Genomic DNA, 21,780 nt, shown 5'->3' with positions numbered 1-21,780 from the left:
TATAAAGCCCGGTCTTATCCCAGCGTGCGTCGGTATACGTCCAGTGTGGCGGCGGCGAAACGTTCCAGATTGAAATCCCGCAGGCTGGTTTCCCGCGCCCGGGCGCCCATGACGCGCACGGCGTCGGGATGGTCCAGCATGAAGCGCAGCTTGGCCGTGATGGCGGGGACGTCGCGCGCGGGCACGATCCAGCCGTCGACGCCATCGGTGACGTTCTCGGGCAGGCCGCCCGCGTCGCTGACCAGGGCGGGCAACCCCAGCCCCATGATCTCGCGGCAGGCGAACGACAGGGCTTCGCGATAGGACAGCACAAAACCCGCATGGCAGGAGGCCAGCGCGGCCCGCACGTCATCGAGCAGCCCCGGAAAGCGGACCTGATCGATCATGCCCAGTTCGCGCACCCGCGCAAGCTTGGCCTCGTTGGGCGGATCGCCCGCCACCATCAGCAATACGCGTGCGCGGTCTGCCGGCGGCAAGGCAGCGGCCGCAGCCACCAGGTCCAGCCAGCCCTTGTCGTAGTCGGTGCCGCCGGCGCTGCCCAGCAGCAGCTTGCCCTGCCACTCGGGACCGAAGATGAGCGCGCGCAGCTTGTCCAGGCTTTCCGGCGGCGGCGGCGCGAAGAAATTCGTGTCGATGCCGTGGCGGATGGTGGTGATGGGACGCTTACCGTAGGGCGAATGCTGCATCAGGCCGTGGACGTAGTCGCTGACCGCGATGGCGTGGTCAGTAGCCAGCGCCACCCGCAATTTGTGGCCAAAGCTCGTCAACGGATGGTCGTTGTGCTTGGTGAAGACGATGCGCGGGCGGCGGCGCATGCCCAGCGTGGCCAGCATGACCTGCTTGTGGTCGGCCGAACCGTTGGCATGGATGATGTCGAAGCCGCCGGCCTTGATCAGGCGGCGCAGCCGCGAGCGGTCCTTGAACCAGGACGAAGGCCGCGTGGTGTACTGCATGTCCTCGACCGTCACCCCCGGAATCGCCTTGGCGTACCGGTACAGGCGGCTGGTGGCCGGCGCCGCGACCGTGATCTGGTGGTCCTTGGACAGGGCCTTGGCCAGATTGATGATGTAGGTGACGTGCCCCCCGCCATTGCCGGCGTGGAAGTTGGTATAGAGGATCTTCACTTCTTCTTCTCGGCCAGGAACATCAGCTTCGAGTAGCGGAAGAAGCTGCCGGCCGAGGCAACGACAGCCAGCACCAGGCCGTGCTTGCCGTCCAGGAAGCCGCGCCGGATCAGATAGATCCGCACAAAGGTCCAGAAGCCATGGCCCAGTGCGCCGAAGACCGAGGTGCGCCGCCCCTTGGCGTACATCATGGCGGCGGCGTCGGACGAATAGCGGTTGACCTTGGTGATCAGCGCATCCAGGTTGTCGTAGGGATAGTGGTGGAAATAGCCGCGCATCTGCAGCGGCTTGCCGTTGGCCGGCACTACCCGCTCGTGCACGGCCACGTCGTTGAACCGCGCCGTGCCGCGCTTGAACAGGCGCAGCACGTAATCGGGCCACCAGCCGCTGTGGCGGATGTCGCGGCCGCAGAAATTCGACAGGCGCGCGATCTCGTAGGCATCGGCGCGCGGCGCGCGCAACACGTCCTGGATTTCCTGGGCCAGTTCCGGCGTGACGCGTTCGTCGGCATCGATCGACAACACCCAGTCGCCCGTGGCCAGGTCCAGCGCGCGGTTCTTCTGCGGGCCGAAGCCAGGCCAGTCCGGGGTGACTTCCACCCTGGCGCCCAGGGCGCGCGCGACTTCGACTGTGCCGTCGGTGCTGCCCGAGTCCACCACGATGAACTCATCGGCGAAGGCCACGGACTTGAGGCAGGCGGCGATGTTCGCCACCTCGTTCTTGGTGATGATGATGACTGATAGCTTCATCCGCGATTCCTGAGACGCTTTTTCCAGGCCTTCCAGGCATGAAAGCGCGGGCCCCAGAAGGGATCGCGCGACAGCCAGATGCGCCGGTTCAGCCAGGAGCCGCCCTGGTTGCGCACCGCGAAACGATAAATATGTTCGGGATCCGCGCCGGGGGTGTTCTGGCCGAAAGGGTCGGTAGTGTACAAGTGCCGGAACCCGGCGGCCCGCGCCGCGGCCACGTAGTCCGCGTCGAAGTAGCCTTGCGGCCAGCAGAGGTGGTCGCTGACGGCTCCGAGGCGGCGCGTCAGGGTGTCGCGGGAATCCCGCAGCTCCTGGGCGATATGGGCGCGCTTGGCGTCCTCGTCAGCGCCGCAGACCTTGTCCCAGCGGGTATGGGTATGCGTGTGGGAATGGAATTCGAAGGTGCCCGCCGCCCGCATGGCTTCGATCTCGCTCCAGCGCAGCATGGCCTCGTCGGCACGGCCCGCCGCCACCAGTTGCTTGCAGGCGTCATGATCGGGCGTGGCGGGCAAGGGTCCGCCCTGGCCCGCATGCGGGCGGACCGGCCCGTCGCCGATCCAGCCGGTGATGGTGAACAGCACGGCGCGCATGCCGTGGCGCGCCAGCACCGGATGCGCGTGCACCCAGTTGTTCAGGTAGCCATCGTCGAAGGTGATCAGCACCGAGCGCTCGGGCACGGCGCCGCCCGCCAGGTAAGCCGCGAACTGGTCGGCGGACAAGGACTGGTAGCCGGCGCGGGCCAGGCGCGCGATCTGCGCCTCGAACACCTCGGGCGTCGCGGCGATCATGCCGCCGGCCGGCGTGACGTGGTGATACATCAGCACCGGGACGTTGGGCGCATTCATCCCGCGCGCTCCGCCAGCCATTTGGTGTAGACGGCCTCGGTGGTTTCCGCCAGGCGGGCGGGCGAGAATACGCCCTCGTCCCAGACCATCTTGCGGCCGGCTTCGCCCATGCGCCGCCGCAGATCGGCATCGTCGATCAGGCGCACCAGCGCGGCAGTCAGGGCTTCGGGGTTCTTGGGCGGCACCAGGATGCCGGTTTCGCCGTCGCGGAACATTTCCGACACGCCGCCCACGTCCGTACCGATCACGGGCAGGCCGCTGGCCTGCGCCTCGACATAGACGGTGCCGGACGCTTCCTGCTGTGTCGCCAGGGCGAAGAGGTCGAAACCCGCCAGCAGATTGGGCACGTCGCGCCGCATGCCCATCAGGTGGATGCGGTCCTGCAAACCCAGCTCGGCCACATAGTCCTGGGTCTGCTCGAACACCGGCGAACCGCCGCCGACGAACACCAGGTGCAGCTTGGGCCGGCTGGCCATCAGCGGCGCGATCGCGTCGATCAGGTCCTTGTGGCCCTTGGTGGCGCGCATGACGGCCACACAGCCGACCACGATGTCGTCATCGGCCAAGCCTAGCTCTTCGCGCAGTGTGGAACGCTCCACGGGCGGCGGCAGCACGATGGGCGAATAGACGGTGGCCACCTTGCCGGCTGGCACGCCGCGGTCGATGAGGTGTTGCCGCACATGATCACTGACCGTCGTGACCCTGTGCGGCAGACAGGTGTAGGACCAGAGCGATCCCACCTTGTTGGACAGGTGCCGGGTCCGCACGATGAGCGGCGTCCCCGCCAGCCGGCCGGCGGCGGCAGCGATGACCGTGTCGCGCCGGCTGTGGGTATTGAGCACGTCGAAGCGCCCTTCGCGCAGAATGCCGCGAATGGTGGCGATGCCCTTCAGGTAATTCACCGCGCCATCCATTTCCAGGGTGTGCACGGGGAAGCCGGCATCCGACAGGCGTTCGGCCAATAAGGCCTTGGGCTGGCAGATGGCTTCCATGTGATGGCCGCGCGCGCGCATGGCGGTCATCTCCTTGAAGATCCTGCCTTCCTGGCCACCAAAGCTGGTGGCGGCTTCCGAGTGAACGATACGCATAGGCATCAATAGGTGACCTCCACGCCATCCGGCTTGGTCCATTCATTCAGGTTGGCGAGCAGCGTGTCGGCCATGCGGACGCGCCACTCCTCGCCCAGGCGGACCGTGCACAGGAAATTATTCTTGGTATAGACGATATCGACCGGCACGCCAGGAATGCCGTTCTCGGGCTCGGCCCGGAACGGGTTCAGCATCTGCCGCAGGCGGGCGGCGTCGGCGCTGCCGTTGAGCTTGACGCGCAGGGACTTGGCGCGGGCTTCGCGCGCCAGTTGCAGGTCATAGAGCTGTTCGGCCACGATGCGCATGCCGCCGGAGTAGTCGTCATTGCTGACCTTGCCCTGGACGATCACGAGCTGGTCCTCGCGCAGGCGGTTGCGGTGCTTTTCGTAGAGCTCGTTGAAGACCGAGATTTCCACCTGCGCGGTGCCGTCGTCCAGCACCGCGAAGACCATCTTGCCGCGGCGGGTCATCATGACGCGCACGCTGGCCAGCACGCCGCACATCCATTGCAAGTCGCGCTGCGGCTCGACCCGCACCAGCTGCATCGGCACGATGCGGCGCACTTCATCGCGCCAGGCGTCGAACAGGTGGCCGCTGTAGTAATAGCCCAGCGCGGATTTTTCTTCCGTCAGCTTCTTGTGCAGATCCCAGGGCGCAACCTTGGCCAGTTCGCCGGCCACCACGTCGCCGCTGTCGTCGCCGAAGAGCGAGGCCTGGTTGGCGCTGCGCGCCGCCTGCTCGGCGGCTTCCATGGCGGTGGGCACCGAGGCCAGCATCGCCGCCCGGTTGGGTTCAATGGTGTCGAAGGCGCCGGCCTTGATCAGGGCCTCGATGGTGCGGCGGTTGACCGCCTGCTTGCTGACGCGGCGGCAGAAATCGAACAGGTTCAGGAAGGGACCGCCTTCCTTGCGCGCGCGCAGGATGTCCTCGACCGCGCCCTGCCCCGTGCCCTTGACCGCGCCCAGGCCGTAGCGCATGGTGCGCGGCGGCTTGCCGTTCTTGGTGTGCTTGTCGGCGACCGGTTCAAAGCGGTAGCCGGAAAAGTTGACGTCCGGCGGCAGCACCTCGACGCCATTGTCCTGGGCGTCGCGGCAGAAGATCTGGACCTTGTCGGTGTCGTCCATGTCCGAGGACATGGTGGCGGCCAGGAATTCGGTCGGATGGTAGGCCTTGAGCCAGGCCGTCTGGTACGAGATCAGCGCGTACGCGGCCGAGTGCGACTTGTTGAAGCCGTAGCCCGCGAATTTCTCCATCAGGTCGAACAGCTTGACCGCCAGGTCCGGGTCATGGCCCTTTTCCTTGGCGCCCTGTTCGAACAGCTCGCGGTGCTTGGCCATTTCCTCGGGCTTTTTCTTGCCCATGGCGCGGCGCAACAGGTCGGCGCCGCCCAGCGAGTAGCCGCCGATGATCTGCGAGATCAGCATCACCTGCTCTTGGTAGACGATGACCCCGTAGGTACTCTTGAGCGTGCTTTCCAGGTCGTTGTGGAAGTAGTCCACCGCGGCGCGGCCGTGCTTGCGGTTGACGAAGTCGTCCACCATGCCCGATTCCAGCGGCCCCGGCCGGTACAGGGCCAGCATGGCGATGATGTCTTCGAAGGTGTTGGGCCGCAGCTTCTTCAGCAGTTCCTTCATGCCGCGCGATTCCAGCTGGAACACCGCGGTCGTGTTGGCGTCGCACAGGATCTTGTAGGCGGCCGCATCGTCCAGCGCCAGGGCCATGACGTCGAAGTCGCGCTTGTCCTCGTTGAACTGGCGCACATAGCGCACGGCCCAGTCCAGGATGGTCAGGTTGCGCAGGCCCAGGAAGTCGAACTTGACCAGGCCGGCGGCCTCGACGTCATCCTTGTCAAACTGAGAAACCGCGCTGTTTTCCTGGCCCGGCTGGCAATACAGCGGGCAGAAGTCAGTCAGCTTGCCGGGCGCGATCAGCACGCCGCCGGCGTGCATGCCGATGTTGCGGGTCAGGCCTTCGAGCGGCTTGGCCAGGTCCACCAGCGCGCGCACTTCCTCTTCCTGCTCGTAGCGGTCCTTGAAGGCGGGTTCGTCCTTCAAGGTCCGTTCGAGGGTCCAGGGATCCATCGGGTTGAACGGGATCAGCTTGGAGAGGCCGTCGCAAAACATGTAGGGCATGTCCAGCACCCGGCCGGCGTCGCGCACCACGGCCTTGGCGCCCAGCGTGCCGAAGGTGGCGATCTGGCTCACGGCGGCGCGGCCGTACTTTTCCTTGACGTAGTCGATGACCCGTTCGCGGTTGTCCTGGCAGAAGTCGATATCGAAGTCGGGCATGGAGACCCGCTCGGGATTCAGGAAGCGCTCGAACAGCAAGTCATAGCGGATCGGATCCAGGTCGGTAATGCCCAGGGCGTAGGCCACCAGCGAGCCCGCGCCCGAGCCCCGGCCCGGCCCCACCGGCACGCCGTTGTTCTTGCCCCAGTTGATGAAGTCCTGCACGATCAGGAAGTAGCCGGGGAAGCCCATCTGGATGATGGTCTTGCATTCCCAGCGCAGGCGTTCGTAGTACTGCTCGCGCTTGGACTCGCGTTCGGCGGCGTCCGGGAACAGGAATTCCATGCGCTTTTCCAGGCCCTCTTCGGACAGCTGGACCAGGTAGTCGTCCAGGCCCACGCCTTCCGGCGTGGGGAAGTTGGGCAGGCGCGGCTTGCCCAGCACCAGGCTGAGGTTGCAGCGCTTGGCGATTTCCACCGTATTGGCCAGCGCCGAGGGCACGTCGGCGAAACGCCGCGCCATTTCCTCGGAGCTGAGCAGGTACTGTTCCTTGCTGAACCGGCGCACGCGGCGCGGGTTGGCCAGGATTTCGCCTTCGGCGATGCAGACCCGGGCCTCGTGCGCCTGGAATTCGAATTCGTCCAGGAACTGCACCGGATGCGTCGCCACCACCGGGAGGCCGGCCTCGCTCGCCAGACGCATGGCGGCCTGGGTGTAGGCTTCGTCGCCGTCCATGCCGGCGCGCTGCAATTCGATGTAGTAGCTGCCCGGGAACAGGTGCGCCCACTGGCGCGCCAGCGCCAGCGCCGACACGGCGTTGCCCGCGTCCAGCGCCTGGCCCACGTCGCCGCCGCGCCCGCCCGACAGGGCGATCAGCCCCTCCTGCCCCTGCAGCCATTCGCGGCGGATCTCCGCGCGGCCCTTGCCCTGGTTCGTCAGGAAGGCCTTGGACAGCAATTCGCAGAGATTGAGATAGCCCTGGTGGTTGCGCACCAGCAGCAACAGGCGAAAAGGCTTGGCAGGGTCGTCATCGTTGGACAACCAGACATCGCAGCCGGCGATCGGCTTGATGCCGGCGCCGCGCGCGCCCTTGTAGAACTTGATCAGGCCGAACAGGTTCGACAGATCCGTCAGGGCGACTGCGGGCTGGCCCAGCTTGGCCACGCGCTTGATGAGGTCGGGGATGCGCACGAGGCCGTCCACGACCGAGAATTCGGAGTGTACGCGCAGGTGAACAAATGGGGACGGGGTTGTTACGGCTTCTTCGGACATAAAGGGAATTGTACCTAGTCAACGCGGTCCAAGCCGAGGCCTCTGCGCTTGCGCAAAGGACACCGCAGGCGGCTGTGTAACAATACGCGTTGCACGTCATCCTTCATTGTTGACATGAGATTTACGCACGAGATTCACGTATGAAATGGCTAATTCCCGGTATCTGGCTGAGCGCCATCCTGTTTGCGCACTTCCGCGGCCGCGTCAAGCTGCCGCTGGGCAGGCAACTGCTCGACCACTCCGTGCTGCTCGCCCCGATCAACGCCTTCATGGTGCTGGCGTCGCGCGTGCCGCCCACGCCCTACCTGACCACGAGCGAAATCGCCGAACTCAAGGTGCTGGACGACAACTGGGAAACGATCCGCGAGGAAGCCGTGCAAATGGCCGAGCTGCGCCGCATCAAGGCCGCCGACACCCATAACGACATCGGCTTCAATTCCTTCTTCAAGTACGGCTGGAAGCGCTTCTACCTGAAGTGGTACGACGCCCGCCACCCGTCCGCCGAGGAACTCTGCCCCAAGACCGTCGCCATCCTGAAGACCCTGCCCAAGGTCAAGGCCGCGATGTTCGCCGAACTGCCGCCCGGCGGCCAGTTGAACCCGCACCGCGACCCGTTCGCCGGATCCCTGCGCTACCACCTGGGCCTGGTCACTCCCAACGATGACCGCTGCCACATCATCGTCGACGGCGAGCGCTACAGCTGGCGCGACGGCGAAAGCGTGGTGTTCGACGAAACCTACGTGCACGAAGCCTACAACCACAGCGACGAGAACCGCATCATCCTGTTCTGCGACGTGGAGCGTCCGCTGAAATGGCGCTGGGCGGAAGCCTTCAACCGCTGGTTCGGCCGCGTCGTCATGTCCGCCGCCAGCTCGCCCAACGACGGCGGCGACCAGACCGGCGCCATCAACAAGCTGACCCACGCCCACTGGGTCATCGACCAGAAGCGCAAGGCCTTCAAGGCCTGGAACCGCACGGCCTACAAGGCCACCAAGTACGGCCTGATCGCCCTGGTCATCGTGGGCTTCCTGGCCCTGTAAGAAAAGGCGCCCGGAAAATCCGGGCGCCGCTCCGCTTCCTTCCAGCGTCTCCGCCCCTCCGCCCAGCCCAGCCACATCGCGAGCGTCCACCGCCACGACGCAAAACACCGCGTATGCCATTTTCGGCCGCCCGGGCGGCCGAAAATGGCGGGCCCCGCAAGACCCGCCCCACCAGCCAGCTCCAGCATCGCGACGACCCAAGACGCACGTAGCCCGTCGGCGCGGGCAGCGTGGCGGCTCGCAACCTCGATGCGCCCAACGGAATCCGAAGGAGTCGCCGAAGGCGAGGACGAGGATGAGGCAGGGGGAGTCCGGAGCGAACGCTCCGGACCGCAATCGTGGGCGCGAGCCGCCACGCTGCCCGCGCCGACGGGCGACCTACGAAGAACCCGCCCGACAATAAACCACAATAGAAATATAGAAAAACACAAAAGCGATCAACGCTTCAACGACTCCCAACTCTTCATCAACCGCTTAACAGAAACCGGCATAGGCGTCCGCAACTCCTGCGCAAATAACGCCACCCGCAACTCCTCCAGCAGCCACCGGAACTCATCCAGCCGCGGATCCGGCGCCCCCTTCAACGCCGAGCGCGCCCGCTGATACTGGGTCAGCAACGGCGCCATCTCCGCCACCAGCTTGGCATCCCTGCCTGGATCCGCCCGCAGCTTGTCGATGCGAGCCAGAACCGCCTTCAGATACCGCGGAAAATGCGCGAGCTGCGCATAAGGCGTATCGCGGATGAACCACTTGGGCATCAACGCCCCCAGCTGCGCCTGCAAGTCCGCATAGGCCGAAGCATGCGGCTTGGCCTGCGGCAGCTTGCGCTGCACCGCTGCCCACTCCGTCAGTACCGCCCCTGCCAGCCGCGCCACTTCCTGCGCCAAAAGACCCAGCCGGCCCTTGCCCTCGGCCCGCCGGGCCTCGAACTGCTGCTCGTTCACCGGCCAGGGTTCGGCCAGGCAAGCCTGCCCCAACGCGCAATCGATGATCTGGTCGCGCAGTTCTTCCTGCGTCCCCAATGTCATGTAAAGCATGCTGATCTTGGTCAGATCAGCCAGGTTCTTTTCCAGGAACTTCACCTGCTCGCGCAAGCCCAGGCGAAACAGCTTGAGCAAGCCCGCGCGATGATGCTTGCGCGCTTCGTCCGGATCGTCGAACACGTCCAGGTCGCAATGCGCGCCGCGGTCCACCAGCGCCGGATAGCCGATCACCGACTGCCCGCGCCGCTTGATCTCCATGATCTCGGGCAAGGGGCCGAAAGACCAGGAGGTCAGGTTCTCATGCGCCAGCGCCTGGGCGACCTGGGTGTCGCTGGCCGCCAATTGCTGGAATGTAGCCTGCGCCTGCTTGCCGAATTCGGCGCGCAGCTGCGCCAGGTTGCGCCCGGCCGCCAGCATGCGGCCATGCTCGTCCACCACCCGGAAATTCATGAACAGGTGGGCCGGCAAAGTCTCCAGCTTGAAATCGCCCGCCGCCGGACGGACCTGCACCTGGTCCCACATATCGGCGATGATCGCGTCCACCAGCCCCTGCTGCGGATCGGCCTGGCGCTCGAACCAGCGCTCGTAAAAGCCCGCCGCATAGTCCGGCAGCGGCACGCAATGGCGGCGCAGCTTCTGCGGCAGCGACTTCAAGAGCAGATGCACCTTCTCCTTGAGCATGCCGGGCACCAGCCATTCGCAGCGCGCCGGGTCGATCTGGTTGAGCGCGAACAGCGGCACCGACAGGGTCACGCCGTCGCGCGGCGAACCCGGTTCGAAGTGGTAGTCCAGCGCCATCGACACGCCCTGCCATTCCACCTTCTTGGGGAAGACATCGGTCGTGACGCCAGCAGCTTCGTGCCGCATCAGCTCGTCGCGTGTCAGCATCAGCTTGGCGGCGGCCGCCTTGTCCAGCCCGGACACCCACTTTTCCAGCGAGGCCGTCTGCGAGATGTCGGCCGGCAGTTGGCGGTCGTAGAAGGCGTGGATCAGCTCGTCGTCGACCAGGATATCGGGGCGGCGGGTTTGGTGTTCCAGCTTCTCGATGCCCGCGATCAGCTTGCGGTTGTGCGCCACGAACGCCAGCCGCGTGTCGATCTCGCCAGGCACCAGGGCCTGGCGGATGAACAGCTCGCGGGCGTGGGTCGGATTGACCCGGCCGTAGTGGATCCGCCTGCCCGTGTAGATGGTCAGCCCGTAGAGCGTGGCCCGTTCGTTGGCCACCACCTGCCCCGCCTTCTTTTCCCAGCGCGGGTCGGACCAGTTCTTGCGGATCAGGTGCGCGCCGACCTTTTCCAGCCACACCGGATCGATCCGCGCCACGCAGCGTGCGTACAGGCGCGTGGTTTCGACCAGTTCGGCCGCGACGATCCAGCGCCCCGCCTTCTTCACCAGCCGCGAGCCGGGATGGATATGGAAGCGGATCTCGCGCGCGCCCTGGTAGTGGCCGCCTTCGTCGCTCTTGAAGCCGATATTGCCCAAGAGGCCCGACAGCAGCGCCATGTGCAACTGCTCGTAGGTGGCCTCGATCTGGTTCAGCCGCCAGCCCTGCTCGCCCACCAGGGCGGCCAGCTGGGTATGCACGTCATGCCATTCGCGCAGCCGGATCGGCGACAAGAAGTTCTGGCGCAGCAAGGCCACCAGCTTGCGCTGCGAGGCCTTGTGCTGGACCTGCTCGCCGTACCAGCGCCACAGCTTCAGGAAGGAAATGAATTCGGACTTGTCGTCGGCGAACTTGGCGTGCGCCGCCTCGGCCGCCTCGCGTTCCTGCATGGGCCGGTCACGCGCGTCCTGCACCGACAGGGCCGAGGCGATGATCAGCATTTCGGACAGGCACTGGTGCTCGCGCGCCGCCAGGATCATGCGGCCGATGCGCGGATCGACCGGCAGCTTGGCCAGTTCGTGGCCCGTCTGGGTCAACACGAAGGACGCGCCGGTGCGGGAGGCGTCGGCGTCGTCGTCCGCAGCCGACGCCAGCTCGATCGCACCCAGTTCCTGCAGCAGATGGTAGCCGTCGGCCACCGCCCGGCCCGGAGGCGCCTCGACGAAGGGGAACTGCTCGATATCGTCCAGCTTCAGCGACTTCATCCGCAGGATGACCGAGGCCAGCGACGAGCGCAGCACTTCCGGGTCCGTGAACGGCGCGCGGTTGTTGAAGTCCAGCTCGTCGTAGAGCCGGATGCAGACGCCCGGGCCGACCCGGCCGCAGCGGCCGGCGCGCTGGTTGGCCGAGGCGCGGCTGATCGGCTCGATGCGCAGCTGCTCGACCTTGTTGCGCCAGGAATAGCGCTTGATGCGCGCCAGCCCGCTGTCGACCACGAAGCGGATGCCCGGCACCGTCAGCGAGGTTTCCGCCACGTTGGTGGCCAGCACGATGCGCCGCGCATTGGTGCGCGGATGGAAGATCTGCTCCTGCTCGGCCTGCGACAGGCGCGCGTACAGCGGCAGCACTTCGGTGCCGGCCGGATGGCGCTTGCGCAGCGCTTCGGCGGATTCGCGGATCTCGCGCTCGCCGGGCAGAAACACCAGCACGTCGCCTGGGCCGTGGCGCGCGCATTCGTCCACCGCGTCGACGATGGCGTCGATCAGGTCGCGCTCTTCGTCGCCCGACATGCGCTCGCGGTCCCGGCCAGGCTTGGCCGGAGCGGCCTCGTCTTCCGCCAGTTCCTCGCGCACGGGACGGTAGCGGACCTCGACCGGGTACAAGCGGCCGGACACCTCGATGACGGGCGCCAGCTTGTCCTCGGACGCGGCGAAGTGGCGCGCGAAGCGCTCGGCGTCGATGGTGGCCGAGGTAATAATGATCTTCAGGTCCGGGCGGCGCGGCAGCAGCTGCTTCAGGTAGCCCAGCAGGAAATCGATGTTCAGGCTGCGTTCGTGCGCCTCGTCGATGATGATGGTGTCGTAGCGGCGCAGGAGCGGATCGCGCTGCGACTCGGCCAGCAGGATGCCGTCCGTCATCAGTTTGATGGACGCGTTGGGGCCGGTGCGGTCGTTGAAGCGCACCTGGTAGCCCACCACCTCGCCCATGGGCGTATTCAGTTCTTCGGCGATGCGCTTGGCCACCGAGGTCGCGGCCAGGCGGCGCGGCTGGGTGTGGCCGATCATCTTCTGGCGGCCACGGCCGAGCTCCAGGCAGATCTTGGGCAGCTGGGTGGTCTTGCCCGACCCGGTCTCGCCGCTGACGATCACCACCTGATGGCGGGCGATGGCGCGCGCGATCTCCTGGCGCCGCGCGCTGACGGGCAGGTCTTCGGGGTAGGTCACCACGGGGATGGGCCGCTCGGGACGCGGCGCTCGGCGCGCATTCCGCGCTTCCGCGGCCGCCGCGTCCGCGCTCTTGGGCGCACGCGGGCTGGAGGATTCAGGCATGTACGATTTGTCCGGTTAGCCCGGCATTATAAATTTCCGCGGACGCCCTGCCGGCGCGCCGCGGCCAAACCGGAAAATCCGGCACCAAATTGGCACTCTTTTCCTCCTGCGCCGGGGCGCGACGGTCATATAATTTCGCCACGCCGTCGCCTGACGGCGCCATGGCGCGGCACTGCGCCGCGTTTTGACCGACTCTCAGGAATCCTTCCGCCCATCATGCCCGACCTGGAACCAGACACCGTCTCCGCCCTCGAAGCCCCAGAATTCGCAGCCGCCCAGTTCGTCCGATGGTTCCGAGAAGTGGCGCCTTATGTGCATGCGTTCCGAGGCAAGACATTCGTGGTGGCGTTCGGCGGTGAACTGGTGCAGGCCGGCGCGCTGAACGCGCTGGTGCAGGATCTGTCGCTGCTGTCCTCGCTGGGCATCCGCCTGGTGCTGGTGCATGGCTCCCGTCCGCAGGTCAACGAGCAGCTGCGCCTGAAGGGCTACACCCAGCAATTCGACCGCGGCCTGTCGCCCACCGACGCCGCGGCGCTGGAATGCGCCAAGGAAGCCGCCGGCGAAATCCGCCTGGACATCGAGGCCGCCTTCAGCCAGGGGCTGCCGAACACGCCCATGTCGCACGCCCACATCCGCGTGATCTCCGGCAACTTCGTCACCGCCCGCCCCACCGGCGTGCTGGACGGCGTGGACTACAAGCACACCGGCCAGGTGCGCAAGATCGACATCGACGCGCTCAAGTTCGCCATCGAAAAGGGTTCGTCCGTGGTGCTGCTGTCGCCGCTGGGCTTCTCCCCTACCGGCGACGCCTTCAACCTGGCCATGGAAGACCTGGCCACCAGCGTCGCCGTGGCGCTGCGCGCTGAAAAACTGATCTTCCTGTCCAGCTCGCAGGGCGTGCTGAACGACGACGGCACGCTGGACACCGAACTGGCCCGGGTCGATGCCGACGCCCTGCTGGCCGGCGGCGAACTCGACGAGGAAACCCATTCCTTCCTGCAATACGCCTCGCTGGCGGTCAAGCGCGGCGTGGCCCGCGCCCACCTGCTGCCGTTCGCGCTGGACGGCAGCGTGCTGCTTGAAATCTTCACCCACGACGGCGTGGGCACCATGGTGGTGGAAGACACGCTGGACGACCTGCGCGCCGCCACCATCGACGACGTGGGCGCCATCCTCAGCCTGATCGAACCGCTGGAAGCGGACGGCACCCTGGTGCCGCGCCCGCGCAGCGTGGTCGAGCGCGACGTGGAGAACTTCACCGTGCTGGAGCACGACGGCGTCATCTACGGCTGCGCGGCCCTGCATACCTTCGCCGAAGAACAAATGGCCGAAATGGCCTGCCTGATCGTGCATCCGGAATGGCAGGGCTCGGGCGAAGGCGAAATCCTGCTGCGCCACATGGAATCGCGAGCGCGCGCCACCGGTGCCAAGCGCCTGTTCGTGCTGACCACGCGGACCTCGCACTGGTTCATGAAGCGCGGTTTCGTGCAAGGCGGCATCGCCGACCTGCCGCGCGAAAAGCAGAACAACTACAACCGCTCGCGCAACAGCCTGGTCTTCATCAAGAAGCTGTAACACCCAGGCTACCCGCAGGGTCCGCAGGGGCTTGGCGCCATCAGGTCGCCAAGCCCGTTAAAATGCAGGATTACTCATTTCTTCCGGCAGCGAACCATGGCCCGTATCGTCAACTGTGTGAAATTGAAGCGTGAAGCCGAAGGGCTGGATTTTCCGCCCTATCCCGGCGAACTCGGCACCAAGATCTGGCAGAGCATTTCCAAGGAAGCTTGGGAAGAATGGAAGGGCATCCAGACGCGCCTGGTCAATGAAAACCGCCTGAACCTGGCGGACGCCCGCGCCCGCAAGTATCTGAAAGAACAGATGGAGCGCTTCCTGTTCGAAGACGGCACCGTCGAAGCGCAGGGCTACGTTCCGCCCTCGGCCTGACCCGGCCGTGCTTTTCCGCCGGTCGCCGCTAGCGGCGGCCGACCCGATCCAGCCCCTCGCCCGCGAGGGGCTGTTCGTTTCCGGCTCCGGCTCCGGCTCCCGCCGCCAAGCCGGCCTTAAGATTCAAGCATTGCTGGCCGTATCATCGCTGTCATGAAAGAAGAATCGCGCCTGCCCCCGTCCGCCGCCCCCTCCTCGCCCATCGAACGCGCGCTCGGCATCGCGCCCGACCGCCGCACGGGTACGCTGCAGGACGTGCGGCACGTGGTGATCCTGATGCAGGAAAACCGGTCCTTCGACCACTATTTCGGCACTTTGCCCGGCGTGCGCGGGTTCGCGGATCCGCATCCCGCGCCCACGCTGGCCGGCAATGTGCTGACGCAGGCGGACGACGCGACACAGGTTCGGCCCTATGCCCTGCAGGCGGAATATGCCAGCGATGCACAGGTGGGCTACATCACGCCGCATACCTGGGACGACGCGCAGCGCGCCTGGAACGACGGCCGCATGGATCAATGGCTGCCCGCCAAGAGCCGGCTGGGCATGGGCGCCTATCGCGGCGCGGAGGTGCCGTTCCAGACCGCGCTGGCAAACGCCTTCACCCTGTGCGACGCCTATCACTGCTCGATCCACGCCGGCACCAATCCCAACCGCCTGTTCCTTTGGACCGGCACCAATGATCCGCAGGGCCTGGCCGGAGGACCGGCGCTGGTCAACACGTTTGACCGCCTGGGCCCCGCCAGCGAAGGCTATGCCTGGACCACCTATCCCGAGCGCCTGCAGGACGCCGGCGTGGATTGGCGCATCTACCAGGACATGGCGGACAACTACCACGACAACCCGCTGGCCGGCTTCCGGCAGTACCGGCGCCAGCATGCGGGCGCGGACGGCGACGCCCCCTTGCGCGACCGCGGCCTGTCCACTTGCACGCTGGACCACCTGGCCCGCGACGTCGCCGACGGCACGCTGCCGCAGGTGTCGTGGATCATTGCGCCCACGGCCGATTCCGAACACCCCGAGGTCTCGTCGCCGGCCCGGGGCGGCGCCTACACGGAGCGCGTGCTGGACATTCTGACCCGCAATCCGGAGGTCTGGAGCCGCTGCGTGTTCTTCGTCACCTACGACGAGAACGACTGCTTCTTCGACCACATGCCGCCGCCCGCGCCGCCGGCCCGCGCAGCCGACGGCCTGTCGGGCGGCCTGTCCACGGTCGAGCTGGACGGCGAATACCACGATGCGCGCCACGGGCCCAGCGCGGCCACGCCGGACGACCCCGCCGGCCTGCACGGCCGCGGATTCGGCCTGGGGCCGCGCGTGCCGATGCTGGTGGTCTCGCCCTGGAGCCGCGGCGGCTGGGTCAATTCCCAGGTGTTCGACCACACCTCGGTGATCCGCTTCCTGGAGGCGCGCTTCGGCGTGGTCGAACCCAATATCAGCGCCTGGCGGCGCGAGATCGCCGGCGACCTGAGCTCGGCCTTCGATTTCGCCGCGGACCGCGGCGCGGCCCCCGCAGGACCACGCCGGACTTGCGCCCTGCCCTATGCGCTGGAGGTCCAGGGCAAGATGGCCGCCGACGGCGGCCATTACCGGCTGACCCTGCGCAACCCCGGCGCCGCGGGCGCGGTGCTGCATGTCTACGACCGCCGCGCGCTGGAACATGCCCCGCGCCGCTACACCGTGGGCGCGGGCGCGCGGCTGGACGACGGCTGGCGCCTGCACGATGGCGGCGCCTATGACTTGTGGCTGCTGGGTCCCGACGGCCTGCACCGGCAGTTCCGCGGCGATGCGCGCGATGCCGGCGCGCTGGAGGCGCAAGTCACGCCGACGGCGACTGGCCTGAGCCTGCGTCTCGTCAATCGCGGCGAAGCGCCGCAGCCGGTGAAAGTGGAGTCGCGCATGGGCGACGGCTGGTGCGCCATGGCGCACGTGCAAGCGGACGGCTCGCTGGAACTTGCCTATGGCGGTTGCCAGGGGTGGTACGACCTGGAAATCAGCGCACCTGCCCTGCCGGCCTTCGGCCGCAGGCTGGCGGGCCGCATCGACGCCGGCAAACCCGGCCTGCCCGACCCGCGCCTGCAAGCCGGGGCCGCGCTGCCGCTGGACTGACGCGAGGCGCCTGGCGTCTGGCGACGCCGCAACGCAGTCTTCGCTGTCGGACGCCCGGCGTGAACCCGCCGGGCGTCCGACAGCGGAGGTTTACTCTTCCGTGCCTTCTTCTTCTTCGCCGCGCGCCAGGCGCTCGGTGTTCTTCACGCCGGTGTGGCGCACATCGGCACCCTTGACCATGTAGATCACGCGCTCGGACATGTTCTTGGCATGGTCGCCGATGCGTTCCAGCGCGCGCGCGATGAAGATCATGTCGATGGCGCGCGAAATGGTGCGCGGATCTTCGATCATGTAGGTGATCAGGTGACGCAGCGCGCCCTTCCATTCCTTGTCCACTTCCTTGTCGCTGCGCACGACGGCCGCGGCCTGGATGGGATCCAGGCGGGCGAACGCGTCCAGTGCCTGATGCAGCATGGTGCGGACGGCGGCGGCCATGTGGCGCAGTTCGATCACCGGAATATGGCGCAGTTCGGCTTCGTGGATGCGGCGCGCGACGGTGGCGACCTTCTCGGCTTCATCGCCGGAACGCTCCATGTCGGTCAGCATCTTTGACACGGCCATCAGCATGCGCAGGTCGATGGCGGTGGGCTGGTGGCGCGCCAGGATGCGGCTGATGCTTTCGTCGATTTCGACTTCGTGGCGGTTGACTTCCTTTTCCCGCTCACGGACTTTCTCCACCAGCGACATGTCGCCGCTGGCGAGCGCGTCGATGGCCTCCTGGATCATGGCTTCCACCAAGCCGCCCATTTGCAGGAACTGCGAACGGACGCTTTCCAGGTCCGCATCGAACTGCTTGTTTGTATGCTCCGACATCCGGGCTCCCTGCGTGGTTGGTCTCATTGCACTGCCCTGAAAAAAGGAAATTACAAGGTGGGCCTGCACAACCCGCAAGGTTATGACCCAAGTGTGACAGGATTATGAATGCGCCCCCCGGCGCCTGCAAGGCAGGGTGCCGGGGCTGGACCAAGAGGCCGCGACAGGATTCAGGCGCGGCGATCCAGGCGGCGGATGCCGTTCTGCGTGGCCAGCAGCGCCACGTCGGCTCCGGCGATCGCGAACAGGCCGCAAGTCACCACGCCCGCCAGGTTGTTGACGCGGGCTTCAAGGCCCTGCGCGTCGGTGATGGCCAGGCCGGACACGTCCAGGATGATATTGCCGTTATCGGTGACGAATCCCTCGCGCAGCTTGGGCTGGCCGCCCAGCGCCGCCAGGGCGCGCGCCACCGACTCGCGGGCCATGGGAATGACTTCGACCGGCAGCGGGAACTTGCCCATGGTCTGCACCAGCTTGGATTCGTCGGCGATGCAGATGAAGCGTTCAGCCACCGAGGCCACGATCTTCTCGCGCGTCAGCGCGCCGCCGCCGCCCTTGATCATGTGCAGGTTGGCGTCGATCTCATCGGCGCCGTCGACGTAGATCGGCATCGTGGTGATGTCGTTCAGGTCCAGCACCTTCAGTCCATGCCCGGCCAACCGCGCGGCGCTGCGCTCGGAGCTGGCCACCGTGCCGCCGATCCGGCCCTTGAAACGGGCCAGACCATCGATGAAGAGATCGGCCGTGGACCCCGTGCCCACGCCGATGATGGCGTCCGGGCCGGCGACCTGTTCAACGAATTCCAGGGCCGCGTCGGCGGCTTGCTGCTTGAGTTCTTGCTGGGAAAGCATGGCGGAAAATGCGGGAAGGTTGCTCGAGCCAGGAAATTTAGCATGCGGCGGCAGGCCACGCCCGCGCCAGGATGGCCTGCGCATCCGCGCCGGCCGCCAGTTCGCCAAAGACACCGCCGCCCGCGTTCAGGCGGCTGGCGGCGAAAGCCTGCGCCACCGGCGCAGGCGCATGCTGGATCAGCAAGGCGGCCTGCCACAGCCGCGCCAGGCCTGCAGCGATGCGGCGCGCCTGGAACTCGGCCTGGGCCTCGTCGGCCAACAAGGCCCGCCAGCGCGCCAGCGCGTCGTCGAAGTCCTGGTACTGCCCCGCCGCCTGCGCGAACTCGCGCTCCAGCGCGGGCAGCGCTCCGGCCTCGCGCTGCAAGGCCCGCAACACGTCCAGCGCCATCACGTTGCCGGAACCTTCCCAGATGGAGTTGACCGGCGTTTCGCGGTAAAGCCTGGGCATGGGTCCGTCGTCCACGTAACCGTTGCCGCCCCAGACCTCCATGCATTCGGCCACCGCGGCGATGGCGCGCTTGCAGACCCACAGTTTGGCGGCCGGCGTGCCGACGCGGACCAGGGCCCGCGCCGCGGCGTCGGCGCGTTCGTCCACCGCGCGCGCCAGCCGCAGGCCCAACACCATGGCCGCTTCGCTTTCGAGCGCCAGGTCGGCCAGCACGTTGCGCATGAGGGGCTGCTTGATCAGGGGCTTGCCGAAGGCGTGCCGGTGCCGCGCATGATGGGCCGACTGCACCAGCGCCTGCCGCAGCAGCGCCGCGCTGCCCAGCACGCAATCCAGCCGCGTGGTGGCCGCCATCTCCAGCAACACCGTCAGGCCACGGCCCGGTTCGCCCACCATGACGCCCCAGGCGTCCTCGAATTCGACCTCGGCGCTGGCATTGCTGCGATTGCCGAGCTTGTCCTTCAAGCGGCGCACGCGCACGGCATTGCGCGGCCCGTCCGGAATCCAGCGCGGCACGAAAAAGCAGCTGAGCCCTTCGTCGGTCTGCGCCAGCACCAGGTGCGCGTCGGCCTGCGGCACCGAGAAAAACCACTTGTGGCCCACCAGCAGATAGGCGCGTCCCCTGCCAGCCGGGCCCACTGGCGTGGCGCGCGTGGTGACGGCGCGCAGGTCCGAGCCGCCCTGCTTTTCGGTCAGGCCCATGCCGATCAGGGCCGAGCGCTTGGCGGCCAGCGGCGCATCGGCGCCGTCGAACTCCCGTGAATACAGGGCGTTCAGCCACTGCCCGCCGAAGTCCACCACGCCAGGGGGTTCGCGCTGCAGCAGCGGCACCGCCGCGAAAGTCATGGTGGTGGGACACAAGCTGCCTGCCTCGACCTGGCCCTGCATCACATAGGCCGCGGCCCGCGCCACCTGCGCGCCCGGCTCGGGCTGCGCCCAAGCGCGGCTGTGCAGGCCGCGCGCCATGATGCCGCCCATCAGCAGATTCCATGACGGGTGGAATTCGACACGGTCGATGCGGTGGCCGCCGCGGTCGTAGCTGATCAGGCGCGGCGGGCAGCGGTTGGCCTGCGCACCAGCCTCCAGCGTCTGCGCCCGGCCCAGCCAGGCGCCGTGCGCCGCCAGGTCTGACACCCAGGCTTGCGCGCCTTCGCGCCGCACTGCCTCGCGCAAGGCCGGATCGGTCTCGTACAGGGAGTAGTCCTCCAGGGGCGGCACCTGGTTGGATACGGTGTGCGTCGCGAACGATGACATGGCGGCTCCCTGGATCGGTCCACTGATGCGCCGCCTGCCCGCGGCGCGGTCTGCCCCTTCAGCCCTATCTGGCCATCGGCGCCACCAGGGCCCAGGGCCGCAGCGCCTCGACCTGCGCCGCCAGTTCCAGCAGCAGCGCCTCGCTGCCCAGCGGCCCCATGAGCTGGATGCCGATGGGCAGGCCGTCGGACGACATGCCGAAGGGGATGGAGATGGCGGGCATGCCGGTCAGGTTGGCCAAGGGCGCAAACGGCGAATAGCCGATGACGCCCTTCTTGCCCAAACGGTAGGCCAGGTAGTCGGCGTTGTCCATGGCGTAGCGGCCGATGGGCGCCGGCGGCAACGCCAGCACCGGGCTCAGGAACAGGTCGTAGCCCTGCGCGCCGTCGCGTTCCAGGAAGCGGCCGACCCGGCGCGTGATTTCGTGGCAGGTATCGACGCAGGCCACGTATTGCGCGCCGGAGATCGCGCGGGCATATTCGCGCGCGCCCAGCGTGGTCGGCTGCAGTTCATCGGCGGCCAGCCGGCGGCCGCGCGCGGCCACGAAGGCGTCGATGGCGTTGGCCGCCGCGCTCGCGATCAACGGCAGCATGGGCGACAACACTTCCTCGGAGCCTACCGGCGGCGCGGCGGGCGCCAGTTCATGGCCCAGCGAGGCGAAGAGGCGGGCGGCCTCGTCCACCGTGGCCGCCACTTCGGGATGGATGGCCTCGCCCTCATAGTTGGTGTTGACGAAGGCGATGCGGCGCAGCGCGGCCGACTGCGGATCAGCGGCGACCCGCGCCACCACGGCGCGGTAGGAGTCCGCAGGCAGCGCCGGCGCGGCATAAGGCGCGCCCACGTCGGCGCCGGCGCTGATATCCAGCGACGCGGCGCAGTCGCGCACCGACAGGGTCATCATGTGTTCGGTGGCCAGACCGCCCCAGCCCTCTCCCTTCAGCGGGCCCAGCGGCATCAGGCCGCGCGAAGGTTTCAGGCCGAGCACGCCGCAGCAGGACGCAGGAATGCGGATCGACCCGCCGCCGTCGCTGCCATGGGCGATGCGCACCATGCCGCTGGCCAGCGCCGCGCCCGCGCCGCCGCTGGATCCGCCCGCGCTGTGGCCGGCCTTCCAGGGGTTCTGGGTGGCCGGCCCGTAGACCGGGGATTCGGTGGTGGGACTCAGGCCCAGCTCTGCGCTGGTCGTCCGGCCGAACGGAATCAGGCCGGCGCGGCGGTAGCGCTTGACGATCTCGGCGTCGACATTCCATACCACCTGGCCATACAGCACCGACCCCATGGCGCTGGGCAGGCCGAGCGCGGCGGTGCCCAGGTCCTTGAGCAGGGTGGGCACGCCCAGGAACGGACGGTCCTGCAACTGCGCCAAGCGCTGCGCTTGCGACAGGCCGGCGAGATCCTCGTCCAGCGACTGCGCCAGCCGCAAGCCGATTTCCGCCTGCAAGCCGCAGGCGGCGTTGATCGAGGGATTGCGAGCCGCCACCCGGTCCACCGCCTGCTGCATCGCAGCAAGCGCAGTGGTGGCCCCTTGCGCGATATCGGCGCCCAGCGCCGTCGCATCCAGGGTGGAGGAATCATGGCGTTCAGCGGTGCTCATGCTTGCAATGCTCCAGGTGTCGTCGGCGGATTGCCGCTGGCACCAGGATATCGGCAGTCGCGGCGGGCAACA

Annotated in this window: 14 protein-coding genes; 4 read left to right on the top strand and 10 right to left on the bottom strand. The window is 67.3% G+C overall.

Features of this window, described 5'->3' with window-relative positions; all coding sequences use genetic code 11:
- Positions 1 to 14: 14 nt before the first annotated feature.
- Genes IPU70_RS08540 through dnaE form a run of 5 tightly spaced genes read right to left on the bottom strand, consistent with a single transcriptional unit; the run spans position 15 to position 7,306 of the window.
- Positions 15 to 1,124: a glycosyltransferase gene (locus tag IPU70_RS08540; RefSeq protein ID WP_207466479.1), complete on the bottom strand. Its 1,110-nt coding sequence runs from the start codon at positions 1,122 to 1,124 to the stop codon at positions 15 to 17.
- Positions 1,121 to 1,873: a glycosyltransferase family 2 protein gene (locus IPU70_RS08535; RefSeq protein WP_207466476.1), complete on the bottom strand. Its 753-nt coding sequence runs from the start codon at positions 1,871 to 1,873 to the stop codon at positions 1,121 to 1,123. The genes IPU70_RS08540 and IPU70_RS08535 overlap by 4 nt, the downstream gene beginning before the upstream one ends.
- On the bottom strand, positions 1,870 to 2,718 hold the full coding sequence (locus tag IPU70_RS08530; protein ID WP_207466474.1) for a polysaccharide deacetylase family protein: 849 nt from the start codon (positions 2,716 to 2,718) through the stop codon (positions 1,870 to 1,872). Before IPU70_RS08530 ends, IPU70_RS08535 begins: the two co-directional genes overlap by 4 nt.
- Positions 2,715 to 3,815: a glycosyltransferase family 4 protein gene (locus IPU70_RS08525; RefSeq protein WP_207466472.1), complete on the bottom strand. Its 1,101-nt coding sequence runs from the start codon at positions 3,813 to 3,815 to the stop codon at positions 2,715 to 2,717. Before IPU70_RS08525 ends, IPU70_RS08530 begins: the two co-directional genes overlap by 4 nt.
- Positions 3,812 to 7,306: a DNA polymerase III subunit alpha gene (gene dnaE, locus IPU70_RS08520; protein WP_207466470.1), complete on the bottom strand. Its 3,495-nt coding sequence runs from the start codon at positions 7,304 to 7,306 to the stop codon at positions 3,812 to 3,814. Before dnaE ends, IPU70_RS08525 begins: the two co-directional genes overlap by 4 nt.
- Before the next feature lie 140 nt (positions 7,307 to 7,446).
- Here dnaE and lpxO point away from each other — a divergent pair, with 140 nt between their 5' ends.
- A complete protein-coding gene (lpxO, locus tag IPU70_RS08515) occupies positions 7,447 to 8,346 on the top strand; it encodes a lipid A hydroxylase LpxO (RefSeq protein WP_207466468.1) in 900 nt (299 codons plus the stop codon).
- 437 nt (positions 8,347 to 8,783) lie between these two features.
- On the opposite strand, the gene hrpA is transcribed toward lpxO, so the two are convergent.
- The gene (gene hrpA / locus IPU70_RS08510; protein WP_207466465.1) at positions 8,784 to 12,701 is read right to left on the bottom strand and encodes an ATP-dependent RNA helicase HrpA; all 3,918 of its coding nucleotides are present in this window, start codon (positions 12,699 to 12,701) and stop codon (positions 8,784 to 8,786) included.
- 216 nt (positions 12,702 to 12,917) lie between these two features.
- On the opposite strand from hrpA, the gene argA reads away from it, so the two are divergent.
- The 3 genes from argA (at position 12,918) to IPU70_RS08495 (ending at position 16,751) form a co-directional block, all read left to right on the top strand.
- The gene (gene argA, locus IPU70_RS08505) at positions 12,918 to 14,276 is read left to right on the top strand and encodes an amino-acid N-acetyltransferase (protein WP_013392665.1); all 1,359 of its coding nucleotides are present in this window, start codon (positions 12,918 to 12,920) and stop codon (positions 14,274 to 14,276) included.
- Between the two features lie 96 nt (positions 14,277 to 14,372).
- Positions 14,373 to 14,645, top strand: coding sequence for an oxidative damage protection protein (locus IPU70_RS08500; RefSeq protein ID WP_013392664.1), 273 nt, complete (start codon positions 14,373 to 14,375; stop codon positions 14,643 to 14,645).
- Between the two features lie 153 nt (positions 14,646 to 14,798).
- A complete protein-coding gene (locus IPU70_RS08495) occupies positions 14,799 to 16,751 on the top strand; it encodes a phosphocholine-specific phospholipase C (protein ID WP_207466464.1) in 1,953 nt (650 codons plus the stop codon).
- Positions 16,752 to 16,841: 90 nt separating this feature from the next.
- Here IPU70_RS08495 and phoU read toward each other — a convergent pair whose 3' ends face one another.
- The 4 genes from phoU to IPU70_RS08475 all read right to left on the bottom strand — a co-directional run bounded on the left by phoU (position 16,842) and on the right by IPU70_RS08475 (position 21,708).
- On the bottom strand, positions 16,842 to 17,564 hold the full coding sequence (phoU, locus tag IPU70_RS08490) for a phosphate signaling complex protein PhoU (RefSeq protein ID WP_207466462.1): 723 nt from the start codon (positions 17,562 to 17,564) through the stop codon (positions 16,842 to 16,844).
- 170 nt (positions 17,565 to 17,734) lie between these two features.
- Entirely contained in the window at positions 17,735 to 18,415 is a 681-nt protein-coding gene (gene rpiA, locus IPU70_RS08485) for a ribose-5-phosphate isomerase RpiA (RefSeq protein ID WP_207466460.1), read from the bottom strand.
- 37 nt (positions 18,416 to 18,452) lie between these two features.
- Positions 18,453 to 20,114 carry an isovaleryl-CoA dehydrogenase gene (locus tag IPU70_RS08480; protein WP_207466458.1) on the bottom strand — a complete coding sequence of 554 codons (1,662 nt, stop codon included), beginning with the start codon at positions 20,112 to 20,114 and terminating at the stop codon, positions 18,453 to 18,455.
- Between the two features lie 64 nt (positions 20,115 to 20,178).
- The gene (locus IPU70_RS08475; RefSeq protein ID WP_207466456.1) at positions 20,179 to 21,708 is read right to left on the bottom strand and encodes an amidase; all 1,530 of its coding nucleotides are present in this window, start codon (positions 21,706 to 21,708) and stop codon (positions 20,179 to 20,181) included.
- Positions 21,709 to 21,780 lie beyond the last annotated feature (72 nt).

The organism is Achromobacter sp. SD115 (assembly GCF_017355315.1).
Lineage (GTDB): Bacteria > Pseudomonadota > Gammaproteobacteria > Burkholderiales > Burkholderiaceae_B > Achromobacter > Achromobacter xylosoxidans_B.
Note: the sequence above shows the minus strand (reverse complement) of the source record. Positions and strands in the feature narration are given on the sequence as shown.